At 60.5% G+C, this 15,913-nt stretch carries 19 protein-coding genes and 1 riboswitch; all 19 genes read left to right on the top strand.

The window, feature by feature from the left end; all coding sequences use genetic code 11:
* Position 1 precedes the first annotated feature (1 nt).
* The 19 genes from HMPREF9161_RS02465 (at position 2) to rpiB (ending at position 15,912) form a co-directional block, all read left to right on the top strand.
* Entirely contained in the window at positions 2-1,750 is a 1,749-nt protein-coding gene (locus HMPREF9161_RS02465; RefSeq protein ID WP_009728098.1) for a radical SAM protein, read from the top strand.
* Positions 1,747-2,562, top strand: a complete 816-nt coding sequence (gene pgeF, locus HMPREF9161_RS02460; protein ID WP_009728097.1) for a peptidoglycan editing factor PgeF — start codon at positions 1,747-1,749, stop codon at positions 2,560-2,562. Before HMPREF9161_RS02465 ends, pgeF begins: the two co-directional genes overlap by 4 nt.
* Entirely contained in the window at positions 2,559-3,281 is a 723-nt protein-coding gene (locus tag HMPREF9161_RS02455) for a YggS family pyridoxal phosphate-dependent enzyme (RefSeq protein WP_009728096.1), read from the top strand. The genes pgeF and HMPREF9161_RS02455 overlap by 4 nt, the downstream gene beginning before the upstream one ends.
* A gap of 7 nt (positions 3,282-3,288) precedes the next feature.
* Positions 3,289-3,789, top strand: coding sequence for a cell division protein SepF (locus HMPREF9161_RS02450; RefSeq protein WP_009728095.1), 501 nt, complete (start codon positions 3,289-3,291; stop codon positions 3,787-3,789).
* A gap of 5 nt (positions 3,790-3,794) precedes the next feature.
* The gene (gene proC / locus HMPREF9161_RS02445) at positions 3,795-4,607 is read left to right on the top strand and encodes a pyrroline-5-carboxylate reductase (protein ID WP_037348764.1); all 813 of its coding nucleotides are present in this window, start codon (positions 3,795-3,797) and stop codon (positions 4,605-4,607) included.
* Complete coding sequence (locus HMPREF9161_RS02440) at positions 4,607-5,401, top strand: RNA-binding protein (protein WP_009728093.1); 795 nt, start codon at positions 4,607-4,609, stop codon at positions 5,399-5,401. Before proC ends, HMPREF9161_RS02440 begins: the two co-directional genes overlap by 1 nt.
* A gap of 20 nt (positions 5,402-5,421) precedes the next feature.
* On the top strand, positions 5,422-5,973 hold the full coding sequence (locus HMPREF9161_RS02435; RefSeq protein ID WP_009728092.1) for a DivIVA domain-containing protein: 552 nt from the start codon (positions 5,422-5,424) through the stop codon (positions 5,971-5,973).
* Entirely contained in the window at positions 5,973-6,431 is a 459-nt protein-coding gene (lspA, locus tag HMPREF9161_RS02430) for a signal peptidase II (RefSeq protein WP_009728091.1), read from the top strand. The genes HMPREF9161_RS02435 and lspA overlap by 1 nt, the downstream gene beginning before the upstream one ends.
* Positions 6,428-7,333, top strand: coding sequence for an RluA family pseudouridine synthase (locus HMPREF9161_RS02425; protein WP_009728090.1), 906 nt, complete (start codon positions 6,428-6,430; stop codon positions 7,331-7,333). The genes lspA and HMPREF9161_RS02425 overlap by 4 nt, the downstream gene beginning before the upstream one ends.
* 13 nt (positions 7,334-7,346) lie before the next feature.
* Complete coding sequence (gene pyrR / locus HMPREF9161_RS02420) at positions 7,347-7,895, top strand: bifunctional pyr operon transcriptional regulator/uracil phosphoribosyltransferase PyrR (protein ID WP_009728089.1); 549 nt, start codon at positions 7,347-7,349, stop codon at positions 7,893-7,895.
* Positions 7,896-8,062: 167 nt separating this feature from the next.
* Positions 8,063-8,875 (top strand): RNA polymerase sporulation sigma factor SigH, encoded by an 813-nt coding sequence (gene sigH, locus HMPREF9161_RS02415; protein ID WP_009728088.1) that lies wholly within the window; start codon positions 8,063-8,065, stop codon positions 8,873-8,875.
* 15 nt (positions 8,876-8,890) lie between these two features.
* Positions 8,891-9,622, top strand: coding sequence for a vWA domain-containing protein (locus HMPREF9161_RS02410; RefSeq protein ID WP_009728087.1), 732 nt, complete (start codon positions 8,891-8,893; stop codon positions 9,620-9,622).
* A 62-nt stretch (positions 9,623-9,684) separates the two neighbouring features.
* Positions 9,685-9,877: riboswitch (cobalamin riboswitch) on the top strand.
* A gap of 120 nt (positions 9,878-9,997) precedes the next feature.
* On the top strand, positions 9,998-10,990 hold the full coding sequence (locus tag HMPREF9161_RS02405) for a sirohydrochlorin cobaltochelatase (protein WP_009728086.1): 993 nt from the start codon (positions 9,998-10,000) through the stop codon (positions 10,988-10,990).
* A gap of 110 nt (positions 10,991-11,100) precedes the next feature.
* Positions 11,101-12,087 (top strand): Gfo/Idh/MocA family protein, encoded by a 987-nt coding sequence (locus HMPREF9161_RS02400; RefSeq protein WP_009728085.1) that lies wholly within the window; start codon positions 11,101-11,103, stop codon positions 12,085-12,087.
* Positions 12,088-12,093: 6 nt separating this feature from the next.
* The gene (locus HMPREF9161_RS02395) at positions 12,094-12,981 is read left to right on the top strand and encodes an ABC transporter ATP-binding protein (RefSeq protein WP_009728084.1); all 888 of its coding nucleotides are present in this window, start codon (positions 12,094-12,096) and stop codon (positions 12,979-12,981) included.
* Positions 12,981-13,718: an ABC transporter permease gene (locus HMPREF9161_RS02390; protein WP_009728083.1), complete on the top strand. Its 738-nt coding sequence runs from the start codon at positions 12,981-12,983 to the stop codon at positions 13,716-13,718. The genes HMPREF9161_RS02395 and HMPREF9161_RS02390 overlap by 1 nt, the downstream gene beginning before the upstream one ends.
* A gap of 17 nt (positions 13,719-13,735) precedes the next feature.
* Positions 13,736-14,557 carry a metal ABC transporter ATP-binding protein gene (locus tag HMPREF9161_RS02385; protein WP_009728082.1) on the top strand — a complete coding sequence of 274 codons (822 nt, stop codon included), beginning with the start codon at positions 13,736-13,738 and terminating at the stop codon, positions 14,555-14,557.
* On the top strand, positions 14,541-15,383 hold the full coding sequence (locus HMPREF9161_RS02380; RefSeq protein WP_009728081.1) for a metal ABC transporter permease: 843 nt from the start codon (positions 14,541-14,543) through the stop codon (positions 15,381-15,383). Before HMPREF9161_RS02385 ends, HMPREF9161_RS02380 begins: the two co-directional genes overlap by 17 nt.
* 79 nt (positions 15,384-15,462) lie before the next feature.
* Positions 15,463-15,912 carry a ribose 5-phosphate isomerase B gene (gene rpiB, locus HMPREF9161_RS02375; RefSeq protein ID WP_009728080.1) on the top strand — a complete coding sequence of 150 codons (450 nt, stop codon included), beginning with the start codon at positions 15,463-15,465 and terminating at the stop codon, positions 15,910-15,912.
* Position 15,913 lies beyond the last annotated feature (1 nt).

Genomic DNA, 15,913 nt, shown 5'->3' with positions numbered 1-15,913 from the left:
CGTGGATCATCGGTTAAAGAGCGGTCTCGTCGCGCGGCTCGCAAAGGAGCGAGGATACGCGCGGCGGCCGGCGGGCGGGCGCACGCGTTTTGCGCTCGTCTATCCGAACACCTATTTCGTCGGCATGTCGAACCTCGGCCTTCATATCATCTATGATCTCCTCAACCGCCGCGGCGATACCGCGTGTGAACGCGTCTTTCTCCCCGACAGGGCGGAACTGCCGCGCTATGAGCGCACCCGGACGCCGATGATGAGCGTGGAGACCCAGACGCCGCTTTCTTCCTTCGCCGTCATCGGTTTTATCGTCTCCTTTGAGATGGACTATTTTCATCTCGTCAAGATGCTCCTGCTCAGTCGCGTGAATCCCCATGCGGCGGCGCGCGGCGCACGGGACCCCATCGTCATTGCGGGCGGCCCCTGCGCGACGTTCAACCCCGAGCCGCTTGCCGGCGTTGTCGACGCCTTTGTGATCGGCGAGGGGGAGGAGGCCGTCGCCGCCTTCATGGATGCCTATCACGAAGGCCTGCGTCTGGGAGAGGATCGCCGGACGCTCCTGCGGCGTCTTGCACGCGTCCCTGGCATCTATGTGCCGTCGCTCTATACGCCCTCCTATGCGGCGGACGGGCGGCTTACGGCGCTCGTTCCCGCAGCGGGCGCGCCGCCTGTCGTCCGGCGGCAGTGGGTGCGCGATCTCGACGCCTATCCCGCGCATACGGTCGTCGTCACGGACGATACGGAGTTCAATTTCTACCTCGTCGAGACGGCGCGGGGCTGCGGCCGGCACTGCCGCTTCTGTATGGCGGGCTACTGTTTCCGCTGTCCGCGCAATCGTTCTCTTGCCGTTATCGAAGCGCAGGTACGCGAGGCGCTTTCCTACGGCAAAAAGATCGGACTGATGGGCGCCGCGATTTCGGACTATCCCGAGATCGATGCGCTCTGCCGCGCCATCATCGGGACGGGTCTTTCCATGTCGGTGGCGTCGTTCCGTGCGGATTCGGTCACACGCGCGTTGGTCGAATCCCTTGCGGCAAGCGGCATGCGGACGCTGACCCTCGCGCCCGAAGCGGGCAGCGCGCGGATGCGCGCGGTGATCAACAAGGGCATCGAAGAGCGTCATCTCTTCACGGCGGTCGATCTCGGCGCGGCGGCACATATTCCAAATTTTAAACTCTACATCATGGTCGGGCTTCCCTTCGAGGAGGATGCCGATATCGAGGCGATCGTCGACCTTGCCGTCCGCCTGCGGGACCGCATGGATGAGAGAGGCTGTGCAGGAACGCTGACGCTCAGCGTGAACCCCTTTGTGCCGAAGCCTTTTACGCCGTTCCAGTGGATGCCGATGGCGGATAAGAAACGGCTGGACGCGATTATGAAGCGGATCGTGACGAGCCTGCGGCGGTATCGGAAGATCGTCGTGCACTTTGAATCGCCGAAGGAGGCCCTCGTCCAGGCCATTCTCGCGCGCGGGGATCGGCGCCTCTCGGAGGCGCTCATCCGGGCGGCGGGGCGGCGCGGGGCAAAGGATCTTGTCCCGGAGATGAAGGCGGAGGGGCTTTCACCGGACTTTTACCTGACGCGCACGTGGGCGGAGGACGATCTCCTTCCATGGGAACATCTCGATATGGGCTTTACCAAACGCTATCTGCGGCAGGAATACGTGCGGGCGCGGGAACTCAAGGAAACGCCCCGCTGTACGGACGGCTGTACGCGATGCGGCGTCTGTGGGAGTGCGGAAAGGAAGGTATCATGAGTTTTGTACTCCGGCGCGTGCGCGATAATCTATGGAGCGGGCGTCTCGACATCTTCCCCGAGGACAGGGTGGCGCATGGGTTCTCGGCGCGGCAGGGCGGCGTGAGCGAGGCGCCGTTCGATACGCTCAACATGGCGCTCCACGTCGGCGACGATCCCGCACATGTGTGGGAAAACCGCGTGCGGTACATGCATGCGCTCGGCCTTGACCCAGCGCGTATCTGCTCGGTGCGGCAGGTTCACGGAACAAAGATTGTGCGCGTGACGCACCGCGATGCGGGACGCGGGGCGCGCGACTATGCGGATGCGGTTGCGGATGCGGACGCGCTGATTACGGACGACTGCGGCGTTTCGCTTATGCTTTGCTTTGCCGACTGTGTCCCCGTGCTGCTCTACGATCCCGTACGGCATGCCGGCGGCGTCGTTCATGCGGGACGGGAGGGAACGCTGCGGCGCATTGCGGCAAAGACGGCGGCGCGGATGACGGAGGAGTTCGGCACGGATCCCCGCGATTTGCTGGCGGGGATCGGACCGTCGATCAGTGCCGCTTGCTATACGGTGGGCGGCGCAGATGCCGAAAAATTCCGCGCCGCGTTTCCGGATCATACGGCGGAGATCCTCGTGGAGAAGGACGGAGAAATCCATCTCGATCTTTGGGCGGCGAACCGGATTCAGCTTGCGGAGGCGGGCGTTCCCGCAGATCAGATCGATTGTGCCGATACGTGCACTGCGTGTGAGCGCACATGGTTTTACTCCTACCGCGCTTCCGGCGGCAGGACGGGAAGGTTGGCGGCGGTGATGAAACTGAGATGAGCGACGATATGATGATACGCGAGCACCTGCGGTCCGTGCGCGCGGAGATCGCCGCGGCGCGTACGCGCCGGACGCATGTGCCTCCGGATGCGCCTGTGGAGCTGATCGCCGTAACGAAGAATCACCCCGTCGAGGCGATGCGCACGGCCATCGACGACGGGGTCATGAACATCGGCGAAAACCGTATCCAAGAAGCGCTCGATAAGGCGGAAAACCTTGAACGCGAGGTCAAATGGCACCTCATCGGGCATTTGCAGACGAACAAGGCGAAGCATGCCGTGCGCCAATTCGATCTGATTCATTCGGTGGACTCCATGCGGCTCGCGCGGGAGATCGATCGGGCGGCGGAAAAATTCGGCAAGGTGCAGAATATTCTCGTACAGGTGAATCTCGCGCGCGAGGTTTCTAAATCGGGCATTTACCGCGAGGATTTGGGCGCCTTGCTGACCGATGTCGACAGACTCCCGCATGTTCGCTTGCAGGGTTTTATGTGTATTGCGCCGAATTATGACGATGTGGAGCGGTGCCGCCCCCTTTTCAGAGACATGTACGAGTTGTTTCAAGAGGCGAAGGAGACGGAACCGCCGAAGGCGGACATCCGTTATCTCTCGATGGGCATGACGCACGATTATGCTATCGCCGTCGAGGAGGGCGCGAACCTTGTCCGCGTCGGCACCGGGATTTTTGGCGCACGTCAGTATCAGACCGTAGGAGTGTGACGGATCAGTGAGTATCTTTAAGAAAATATCAACGGCCATCGGTATTACATCCGAGGATGAGGGCGAGGAAAACGAGGCGCGGGAGCAAGCGAAGAAAAGCTCCTCGACCGTAACGGACATCGGTGCGCGCGGCGGCCGGCGGCCGGAGACGGGAGCGAATCTCTCGGGGTTTCCAGACTTTTCTCCGTCGGGCCCCTCCTCCATCGACAACGTGGTTGCGGCATACCGCATGAACGTTGTCGTCATTGAGCCGCAGACGTTCGACGACGCGCAGCAGGTGGCGGTGAATCTGCAAAAAAAGAAGCCCGTCGTGCTCAACTTCGAAAAGACGGAGAAGAGCGTTGCCAACCGCATCATCGACTTCATCAGCGGGACGACATATGCGCTCAACGGCGATATCAAGAAGATCAGCAATAATGTCATCCTGTGTGCGCCGAGCAATGTCAACGTCAGTTATTCCGAGGAGGAGCACCGGCTCGGAGACGATATGTCGTGGCTGAACCGGTAAATACGATGCGTGACGATTTGCACATCGGCATCATCGGCGGCGGCGCGATGGCGGAGGCGATCATCGCAGGGCTGACGGCGTCCGGAGCTGTCGCAGCGCGGCATATCTCCGTCTCGGAGCACAAGGCCGCGCGGTGCGAAACGCTGGCGCGTATCTACGGTATCCATGCGGCGGTTGGGGCAGAGCGTTTTCTGCCCCATATTGACGTGCTTATTCTTGCGGTGAAACCCGCGGCGGCACCCGCGGCGATGCGGGAAACTGCCGGGCATCTGCGCGCCGGGGCGTGCGTGCTTTCGATTGTGGCGGGGCTCACTATCGCCGCGCTTGAAGAGGCGTATCCGGAGCATCCCGTCGTACGCGCGATGCCGAACACCCCGCTTGCCGTGGGCGCCGGGATGTCCGCATATGCGTGCGGCAGATATGCGGGCGCAGAAGAGCGCGACCGTGCCGCGCTGCTGCTGGGTGTGGCGGGGCGTGCGGCAGAGGTGGACGAGACGGCGCTCGACGCGGTGACGGGCCTCTCGGGCAGCGGGCCCGCCTATGCGTTTCTAGTGATCGAGGCGCTCGTCGAGGGCGGCGTCGCCGCCGGGCTCGGGCGCGAGACGGCCACGCTCCTTGCGGCGCAGACCGTGCTCGGAGCAGCGCAGATGGTGCTCGCGGGAAAGGCGTCGCCCGCGGATCTGCGCGCGGCGGTGACGAGCCCGGCAGGGACAACGGCCGCAGGGCTGCGGGTAATGGAGCGCCGGAATGTGCGGTCCGCGCTGATCGAGGCTGTGATTGCCGCGACGGAGCGGTCGCGCGCGTTGGGGAGAAGCTGATGGCATCGGAACAGAAAGAGCGGATCCTCCGCTTTTACCGCGGCGGCGAGGGAGAGGAGACGGCCGTGCGGCTGCTCGATCTCGCGGAGAGCGTGATGAAAACGCGGAAATTTCGTATCAGTCCGTTTCTCGATCCCTACGGACAGGAGATCGCCGAGACCGTCCGCGCGAGTTTTGACGGCCTGCGGCTCGACTTTGACGGCGGCTATGCGGGGGCGGAGCGCCAGCGTGCCATGCTGCGGCACGAGGACTTTGCGGGGACGCCCGGCGGCTATGAGATCGCCTGCGTCGCCGCGGCGTGGAACGGACAGTTCGCCCGGCTCTCGCACCGCGATGTGCTGGGCGCCGTCATGGGGCTGGGGATTGCGCGGGACGGTGTCGGCGACATCCTCGTCGCGCAGGATACGGCGAAAATCCTCTGTGACGCGAAGATTGCGGACTTTATCGCGGAGCGGCTTACGATGATCGGCGCCGTTCATGTGACGGCGTCCCTTGGAGATCTCGCGGAGATCGCGCCGCGGGAGGAGCGAATCAAGGAGATTCGCGCGACGGTCGCCTCGCTGCGGCTCGATTCCGTTGCCGCCGCGGGATTCGGCATTTCGCGCAGCCGCGCGGCAGACGATATCGCTGCGGACAAGGTGAAACTCAACTGGCAGAGCGCGGGCAGCGCTTCGAAGAATGTCAATGAGGGCGATGTCCTATCGATGCGCGGCCGCGGCCGCGTCGAGGTGACGGAAGTGCGCGGCCGGACGAAGAAAGGGCGCATCGTCATCGTATTACATCGTTATTTCTAGGAAAGGGCAGGAAACGCAGCGTGCTGACACCGACGGATATTCAGGCAAAGGAATTCGGAAAAAGCTTTCGCGGCTTTGATGAGAATGAGGTCAACGATTTCCTCAACGAAGTCATCGAAGACTACACCGCGGCATGTGAGGAAAACGAGCGCCTCCGAGCGGAACTTGCACGGGAGCAGGCGGCAAACGAGGAGTTCCGCAGGATCGAGCGGAGTATGCGAGAAACCCTCGTCGCCGCGCAGAAAAAGGCGGAAGAAGTGACCGAAAACGCGAAACGGAACGCGGATCAGCTCCTCGAAACGGCGACCAAGGACGCCGAGGACATGCGCCGGGAGGCAAGCCTGCAGTCCAAAGCGCAGATCGACGCGGCGGCGGACAAGGTGCGCGCCGTCGTGGCGGAATACGAACGCCTTGTACGCGAAAAGCACGCGTTCCTGCACCGCATGAAAACGAACGTGCAGGAGGAACTGACGCTGATCGACGAGACGATTGCCCGGATGCCGGATATGGCGGCGCGGCGGGAACAGGATGAAGAACGTCGGGAAGAAGAGCGGGAAGGAATGCGGAACTGATGAGCGGACGCGCGAAGGCCGCATTTCTCTTTTTGGCCATATTGCTCGTCGACCAAATCGTTAAGTTGTATGTGGAAGCGGTCATGCTGCCGGGGGAGAGCATTTCCGTCATATCGTCCGTCTTTCACATTACCTATGTGCTCAACTCGGGCGCGGCGTTTGGGATCTTCGAGCATCAGCGCGGACTCTTCCTCGGCGTTGCGGCGGCTTTTTGCATCGCATTTCTCGGTTTTTATCCGCGTCTTCGGCGGAGCGGCAGTCTGATCCACTATGGGAGCGTCGCGCTCGCCGCGGGGGCTGTGAGCAATATGATCGACCGTATGCGCACGGGTCATGTCGTCGACTTCTTTGATTTTCGCGTGTGGCCGGTGTTCAACGTCGCCGATATTGCCATTGTCCTTGGCACGGCGGGCGTATTGTGGGCCCTGTTTATACAAAAGAGAGACCTGCACCGATGAATACTTATGTGTCCGATCTTCCCGGAGAGCGGCTGGACGTCTTTCTCGCGCGCCGGATGCCCGCATGCTCGCGCAGCTATGTGCAGCGCCTCATTGCAGAGGGGCGGGTGCTGGTGGACGGGGCGCGGCGCAAGGCGAATTATAAACTGTGCGGCGGGGAGCGGATTGCCTGTGAACGCCCTCCCGCAGAGGAGGTCGCCGTTGCCGCCGAGGATATTCCGCTTGATGTGCTCTACGAGGACGGAGATATTATCGTCGTCAATAAAGCCCGCGGTATGGTCGTGCATCCTGCCGCAGGCATCTTCACCGGGACTCTCGTGAACGCGCTGCTCTTCCACTGCCGGGATCTTTCCGGCATCAACGGCGCACTGCGCCCCGGCATTGTGCACCGTCTCGACAAGGATACCTCCGGCGTCATGGTTGCCGCAAAGAACGATATGGCGCATCATTTTCTTGCCCGGCAGATACGCGATAAAGAGGCGCGTCGCGCCTACCGTGCCGTCGTGCATGGGAACATCGCCGAGCGTGCGGGCGTAATTTCGGGCGACATCGGGCGCCATCCCGTCGACCGCAAGCGCATGGCGATCGTCCGTACGGGAGGAAAGCCCGCGGTCACGCATTTCGAGGTGCTCGAACGATTCGGCGCCTATACGTTTGTCGCGTGCCGTCTCGAGACGGGACGCACGCATCAGATCCGCGTGCACATGACGAGCATCGGACATCCGCTCGTCGGTGACACGAAGTATACGGCAATGAAACATCCCTTTGCCATCCGCGGTCAGGCGCTGCATTCGCACACGCTCACGCTCACGCATCCGCGGACGGGGACGAAGATGACGTTTACCGCACCGCTCCCCGCCGATATGGAAGAGATTTTGACGCGGCTGCGCACGGGCAGATAAGGAGACGAGGCTCATGACGGCATTCAGAGAGAAAGCCATCCTCATGGATGACAACGGCATTCGGCGTGCGCTCCTGCGCATTGCCCATGAGATTGTCGAGAAGAATAAAGGGACCGAGGATCTCGTTCTCGTCGGCATCCGCACGCGCGGCGTGTTCATTGCGGAGCGTATTGGGGCGGAGATTGCGCGCATTGAGGGAACCGTGCCGCCGCACGGTGTGCTCGATATCACGCTCTACCGCGACGACCTCAACGAACTCTCCTATCAGCCCGTCGTACGCCCGACGGAACTGCCGCTTGATATCACGGGCAAAACCGTCGTTTTGATTGACGATGTGCTCTACACCGGCCGCACGATCCGCGCCGCGATGAATGCGCTCCTTGACATCGGCCGCCCCAAGATGATCCGGCTCGCCGTCCTCATCGACCGAGGACACCGCGAACTTCCCATCCGTGCCGACTATGTCGGGAAAAATGTGCCGACCGCGGCGCAGGAGGATGTCTCCGTGCAGCTGCGCGATACGGACGCGGAAGAGAAGGTCGTCATTCGGGAACGCGTATAGAGCGCAAAGAACTGCGGCTGCGGCAGAGATGCCGCGGCTTCTTTTTTTATCCCTTGACGGAGGTTTTATAATAGAGGTATAATCGACTTAGGGACATGGCCAAGGAGACCGGTCGAGGCATCGGCAGATTCCCAATAGAAAGACATTGGGAGATACGGAGCAATCGTATGATTTTTTTTGGCGACAAGCAAAAGTCAATGCTGGATGAGGAGCAGTCTGCACCGGACGAACTCGATGCGGGCGAACTCGAGTCCCTGGAAACGGAGGACGACGAGGCGGATGAGACGGCGTCCGAGAGCAGTATCTACGACGGCTACACGGACGAGGAGCTGCTCATGCACATCCGTACCCGCGCGGGGGACGAGGCGCTTGATTATCTGGTCAATAAATACCGGAATTTCGTGCGGTCCAAGGCGCGCTCGTATTTTCTCATCGGCGCGGACCGTGAGGATATCGTGCAAGAGGGCATGATCGGCTTTTTCAAGGCGATTCGCGATTTCCGCGAGGATAAGCTCTCCTCGTTCCGCGCCTTTGCGGAGCTTTGTGTGACGCGTCAGATCATCACGGCGATCAAGACGGCGACGCGGCAGAAGCATATTCCGCTGAATTCCTACGTCTCGCTCAACAAGCCGATCTACGACGAGGATTCGGACCGCACGCTGCTCGACGTGCTCTCAGGCACGCGCATCAGCGATCCGGAGGAACTTGTCATCAGCCGCGAGGAATTCGTCGATATCGAAAAGAAGATGGAGGAGATCCTCAGCGATCTCGAATGGCGCGTGCTCATGAGTTACCTCGACGGGAAGTCTTATCAGGAAATCGCCGTGGACCTGCACCGACAGGTGAAATCCATCGACAATGCGCTCCAGCGCGTCAAACGGAAACTGGAGAAATATATGGAATCCCGCGGCGAGGATCTCGATATCGGGACGGTTTACCGTGGGCTCACGACAATCAACCGTACAGTGCGAACATCCTGAGAGGGAGGTACCCGTATGTGGAAGAAAACCGTATTGTTCGTTCTCGGTTTTGTCTTATGCGGCGCGTTCGCGTGCGCACCGCTCGCACAGGCCGCGGGGACCGCAAGCGGCGCGGAAAAGCCGAAGCGCATCGAACTCGTGCTCGTCATCGATAAGAGCGGCTCGATGAGCAGCTTGGAGTCGGATACCGTCGGCGGGTTCAACGGCATGATTGAAAAACAGAAAAAACTCGACGTTCCTGTGAATGTGACGGCCGTTCTCTTTAACGATAAGCGGCAGCTGCTCTATGCGCGCAGGAATATTCGGGATATCCGGCCGATGACCGAACGCGAGTATACGACGGGCGGCACGACGGCGCTGCTCGATGCCGTAGGCGATACGATTCTGCGGATGGATCGGACGAGAGCCGCCTCCGCGCGCGGCACAAAAGTAATCTTTGTCATCATCACGGACGGGCTTGAAAATGCGAGCGCGGAATTTACGCGGGAAAAGGTCAGGCAGATGATCGCCGAACGCCGGGAAAAGGACGGCTGGGAGTTCGTCTATCTCGGCGCGAACATAGACGCGGTAAAGGAAGCGGACGCCATCGGCGTGGACAAGAAGAATGCCGTGACGTACAGCAACACCCGCAGCGGCGTGCGCGCGAACTACGACGCCGTCGGCGCCTATGTGAAGGAAGCCGCGGAGGACGCGGGAGAACCGCGCGGCGCATGGAAATCGCATGTGGAGAAGGATACATCAAAATAAGTACATTCTATAATTGACAACAAATAAAAAACGGTGTATTCTAATCGTGTTAGGACGTATAACTAAATCAGGGGGAGACAGGTGCGGCGCCTGCAGGCGCACGCTTAATAGAGAAGCCGGATGAGCCGGCGCGGTCCCGCCACTGTGAGGGGAGCGAACCTGCAATATGTCACTGAGAGACGTTAGGATTTCTTGGGAAGACGCGGGCAAGCGATGAACCGAGCCAGGAGAACTGCCTGTTTTGACAGTCACCCGTGTGCTTTGGCACAGACCTGCGAGCGACAGGAAGGGGATTCATTGATTCCAAGAGGGGTCTATGGGCTTTCTTACTGCGGCAGGAAGGCCTTTTTATATTTCTGGTTGGGAGGAATTAGGATGAAGAATTGGAAAAAGACGTTGGTTGCGGCGCTCGCGTGTTCTGCAGTCATGGGGATTTCCTATACGCCCGCAGAGGCGGCGTATGAGCTGAATCCGGAGGTTCGGACGGCAACGCCGGCACTGATGGAGGCCGCTCAGATCGGCGTCCTGAAGTATGAGAACCCGCAGTTGCAGAACATGGCGAACAAGGATGCCATCGTTGTGGCAAGCTTCGGCACGACGTTCAAGGACACGCGCGAGAAGACGATCGAGGCAACGGTGGACGCCATTCGGGCGGCGCACCCGGGTGTGAAGGTCGTAACGGCATTCACCTCCCATATCATCATCGACCGCATCGCCAAGAAAGAGGGGAAGAAGTATCCGACGCCCGAGGAAGCGCTTGCACAGCTCAAAGCCGACGGCTATTCCCGCGTGGCGCTGGTCTCGCTCGATGTCATTCCGGGCATGGAGTATTCCTATCTGACTGCCGTCTTCAATAACTACAAAGAGCAGTTCAAGAAGATGACCTGCGGCACCTCGCTCATGTACTGGCAGGGACAGGAAAACCAGTCGGACGATGTGACCGAGGCGATCAAGGCGCTCTCCACGCAGTTCCCCGACCGCGGCAAGCACGATGCGCTGCTCATCATGGCGCACGGGACGCCGCAGCCGTCGAATGCATATTACTCCGTCATTCAGGCGAAGATTGACGAGATGCAGTACAAGAATGTGTATGTCTACACGGTAGAAGGATGGCCCAGCCTCGAAACGGTCATTCCGAAACTCAAGAAGGCCGGCATCAAGAATGTCACGCTCATGCCGATGATGATGGTTGCGGGCGACCATGCCAACAACGATATGGCGGGCGACGATAAGGATTCGCACAAGTCCGTTCTCGAAGCCGAAGGCTTTAAGGTATCGACGTACCTGCACGGTATCGGCGAGAATGCGGCGATCCGTAATCTCTATGTCCATCGTGCGAACGATGCGTGGGATGCGCTCGAAAAGTAAAATTGAATTTCCTCTTACAGGAGAAAGTCTCTTCCTTTGCGGAAGGGACTTTTCTTTATGGAACCGCCCTGCTATAATAAAATAAATCATCAATACAGAGGAGTTTGCGGATGAAAATTGCAATTGTCGGTACAGGCATGATCGCACGCGATGCGCTCGCAGCGCTGCGCGAGGTGCGGGACATCAAGGTCACGGCGATCTGCGCGCGGCCGCACAGCAGGGAAAAGGCGGAGGCGCTCGCGCGCGAATTCGGCGTGCCGCGGGTGATGACGGATTACGAAGAGCTGCTCCGCTCGCATATCGGGAACTTCGTCTATCTCGGCATTGTCAACAGCGCGCATTTCGACTACGCGAGGGCTGCGATCCGGACGGGCTGGCATGTGATCGTAGAAAAGCCGTTCACATCGACGCTCGCGGAGACGGAAGAGCTCATCGCGCTCGCACGCGCGGCGGGGCGTTATGTGTTCGACGCGGTGACGCCGCTGTTCCTGCCCAACTATGCGGGAATGCTGGAGGCGCTGCCGCATCTTGGGCTGATCCGTGCGGTCCAGGCGAATTTCTCCCAGTATTCGAGCCGTTATGACCGCTATCTTGCCAGAGACGTCGCGCCGTGTTTTGATCCGGGGCTGTCGGGCGGCGCGCTTTATGATCTCAATGTATACAATCTCGAATTGATCCTCTCTATGTTCGGGCGCCCGCAGGCAGCCTCCTATACGGCGAACGTCGGCTTTAACGGAATCGACACGTCGGGCGTTATGACGCTCCGTTATGACGGGTTCTTTGCGACGGCCGCGGCGGCAAAGGACAGCGACAGCCCGTCTTTCTTCATGGTGCAGGGAGAGGCCGGCTGGATTCGCGCGGAGGGACCCCCGAACGCGCTCGCCGCTTATACGGTCGCTCTGCGCGGAGAAGAACCGCAGACCTATAAACTGAACCGTCACGCGCATCGGATGGTGCACGAGTTCGAGGCGTTCCGCGATATCTTCGCAAAGGAGGATTACGCGCGCGCGGAGGATGCCTTGCATACGACGCGCGAAGTGATGGCGACGATGGAGAAAGCGCGCCTTATGGCGGGCATTCAATTCCGTGCGGACTGATCGGCGATGAACGAACTCATCATCGAGATGGAAGATCTCGTGAAAGAATTTCCGCATACGAACGAAGCGCAGAAGAAGGCGTGGAAAACCGCCGTTGCAGGAGTGACGCTCTCCGTGGGGCGCGGCGAGGTGTTCGGGCTCCTCGGCCCCAACGGCGCGGGCAAGACGACGATCATCCGCATGCTCACGATGCAGACGCGTCCGACGCGCGGCCGGATCCGTATCGGCGGCCGGGACATCGAGACGGACGCGCAGGAGATCAAAAAGCGTATCGGCGTCGTGCCGCAGCATGTGAATTTCGACCAGGAACTGACCGTCTGGCAGAATATGGAGCTGCACGCGCGGCTGCATCATATCGCCCGCGCGGAACGGACGGCGCGTATCGAGCGTCTGCTCGCGGAGATGGCGCTGACGGAGGTACGCAACGACAGCGTGCGTCGGCTCTCGGGCGGCATGAACCGTCGTCTGCTCATCGCACGGGCGCTTGTGCATGATCCGCAGGTGCTCTTTCTGGACGAGCCGACGGTCGCGCTCGATCCGCAGATCCGCCGCCGCATTTGGGATTTCGTACGAGATCTTTCGCGGCGCGGCGTGACGGTGTTCCTGACGACGCATTATATCGAGGAGGCGGAGGCGCTCTGCGACCGTGTCGCCATCATCAACAAGGGCCGTCTCATTGCCGTCCGGACGCCGCGCGAGTTCTGTGTGCGGCTCGGCGCTTATGCGGTGGAGTGGGACGAGGCGGCCGGGCGCGATTACCGCTTCTTTCATACGCATGAAGAGGCGCGCGCATATGCCCGCACCCTCGACGAGGCGATGCAGCGCGTCCTCCTGCGTCCGACGAATCTCGAGGATGTGTTCATCGAGCTGACCGGTCGGAAGGAGGGCCTCTGATGTGCGGCGATATTTGGACGGTGTTTTGGAGAGACTGGATTGTCCTGCGCCGCCGTCTTGTGAAATATGTGCTGAGCCGGATGGTCTCGCCGTTCATGTTCCTCATCGCCTTCGGCTGGGGGCTTGGACGGAGCATCGACGTCGGCGGCGGATCATACCTCGATTTTCTCGTGCCGGGACTCCTCGCGATGAACTCGATGAACGTCAGTTTTAACGGCATCATCTCGGTGCATGCCGAGCGCATGTACCATAAGAGCCTAGAGGAGTATCTCATCGCGCCGATTCGCCCCGATGCGTTCGTCATCGGCAAGTTGGCGGGGGCGGTGCTGCGCGGTATGATCTCCTCGGTGATCATCATTGCGCTCAGCTATGCGTTCGGCGGGCATTTTACGATCACGCCGCTCTTTGTGCTCGTTCTCATCATGAACTGCATGATCTTCGCGGAGATCGGGTTCCTTGCGGCGATGTATATCGCGACTTACGAGGAAATGGGGCAGGTCAACCTCTATATTCTCATGCCGATGTCGTTTCTCTGCGGGACGTTCTTTTCAACGGGGGCACTCCCTGACGCCGTGCGCTGGCTCGTCGAGATTCTGCCGCTGACGCATACGAGTTACCTCCTGCGCAGCATCGGGGAGACGGGAGATTTCTCTATGCTCTCGCTTGTCGTCGTCGCTTGTTACGCGTTGCTCGGGCTTCGGCTCGGCACGTGGAAATTTCGGCGGCTCACGGATTAGTTTTAGTAAGGAATACCATGCAAAGGCTGTTTCATCATAGCGGTGCGGCGGAGGGCTGCGCGCACTTCTGCTGCACCAAAATCGAAGACTTCGGCGTCTCGTTCGGGACGTTTGAAGTCTTTTCGCATGTCAATCTGCATGTGCACTGCGGCCAGCTCACGGCGATTATCGGCCCGAACGGCGCGGGCAAGAGTACGCTCCTGCGCGCCGTCCTCGGAGAGCTGCCGCACAGCGGCACGCTGCGTTTCGTGGATGCGGACGATCGGCATACGGGGCATCCCGTCATCGGCTATGTGCCGCAGTATCTGCGGTTCGACGTCAGCGCGCCGACGAGCGTGAAGGATCTCTTCATGGCGTGCCTCACCGCGCGCCCGGTTTGGCTGTGTTCACCGGGACGACTCCGCATTCGCGCAGAGGAAAATCTTGCCCGCGTGCGCGCAGCCCATCTCGTTGACCGGCGCCTCGGGGCGCTCTCGGGCGGAGAGCTGCAGCGCGTTCTGCTCGCGCTCGCGCTGGACCCCATGCCGAATCTGCTGCTGCTTGACGAACCGGTATCGGGGGTCGATCAAAACGGGCTTTCGCTCTTTTATGAGATTGTCGCCGATCTGCGCGCGCAGGAGGATCTCGCTGTCCTCCTCGTTTCTCACGATCTCGGCATGGTCGCGCGTCACGCTGACCGGGTCGTTTTGATGAACCGGGGGATCGCGGCGGCAGGAACGCCCGCGGAGGTCTTTGGCGACCCGCAGATGGAGCGGCTCTTCGGCATCCTGCCGGATCTTCGGCATTTGGATCTCCGGAGAGCGGAGGGAGAGGAGGCGCCGCATGGACATGATCTATGACGCGATGGAAACGCTCGTTCCGTTCTCGTGGATCTCCTATACGTTTATGAAAAACGCGCTGCTTGCGGTGCTGCTCATGACCCCGCTTTTCGGTCTTCTGAGCACGATGGTCGTCTCGAGCCGCATGGCGTTCTTCTCGGACTCGCTCGGGCATGGGGCGTTTACTGGGATTGCCGTGGGGGCGATCGTCGGTATCGTTTCGCCGCTCGCGGCGCTGATCGTTTTCTCGGTAGTATTTGCGCTGCTCATTACCTATATCAAGCGTCGTACGGCGGCGTCTGCCGATACGGTCATCGGCGTCTTTTCTTCGACGGCGATCGCGATCGGTCTCATGATCATGAGCCGGGGCGGAGGGTTTTCGAAGTTCTCTCCCTATCTCATCGGAGATATTTTGAGCATTACGCCGACGGATCTTGCCGGGCTCCTGGTCGTGGACATCCTTGTGGTCTGCGGCTGGGTGCTGCTCTTTAACCGTCTTCTGCTTGTTTCCGTTAATCCCTCGCTTGCGCGGAGCAGGGGGATCTCTGCCTTTGCCGTGGAGGCGGCGTTCGCCGTGCTGCTCGCCGTCGTCGTCGCCGTGAGCATTCAGTGGGTCGGTATCCTCATCATCAACGCCCTGCTTGTCCTACCGGGCGCAATCGCGCGCAATATTGCGCGGAATGTCAAGGAATACCATCTCGTCTCTGTGACGGCTGCGCTCATTTCGGGGCTGGCGGGGCTGTTCGCCGCCTACAATCTCGGCATTGCGGCCGGGGCGTCCATCGTTGCGACGGCGGCGCTTTTATTTTTCCTGTCCCTCGGCCTGCGCCGGCGGCTGCGGGGGTGACGGGCGGCAGCGCTGTATTTTTTAAGAATTTTATGCTAAAATGACAAAGACAATCGGAGAACGAAGAGGAGGGATTCCCATGAATATCACGATCGGCAGCGATCACGGCGGCGTGGAGCTCAAAGACGAAATTAAGATGGTGCTCCGGGAGTTCGAGGGCATTCGCGTCAAAGATGTCGGGACATTCGGCAGGGAAGCGGTAGATTATCCGGACATCGCGCGGAAGGTCTGCGCGGACGTCGTTGCGGGGCATGCCGACCGCGGCATCGTGCTCTGCGGTACGGGGGTCGGCATTTCGATCGCCGCGAATAAGATCCCGGGGATTCGTGCGGCTCTTTGCGGGGATGTCTATACGGCGATGATGTCGCGGCGGCATAACGATGCGAATGTCCTTGCCATGGGGGGGCGCGTTCTCGGTTTCGGCCCCGCGGGGGAGATCGTCCGCGCGTGGATCCGTTCGGAGTTCGAGGGGGGACGACACGCACGGCGCATTGAGAAAGTCATGGAATTGGAAGATCAAGAAGCATAAG

Source organism: Selenomonas sp. F0473, assembly GCF_000315545.1.
GTDB lineage: Bacteria > Bacillota > Negativicutes > Selenomonadales > Selenomonadaceae > Centipeda.
The sequence above is the reverse complement of the archived record's forward strand: the minus strand, read 5'-3'. Positions and strand labels throughout refer to the sequence as shown.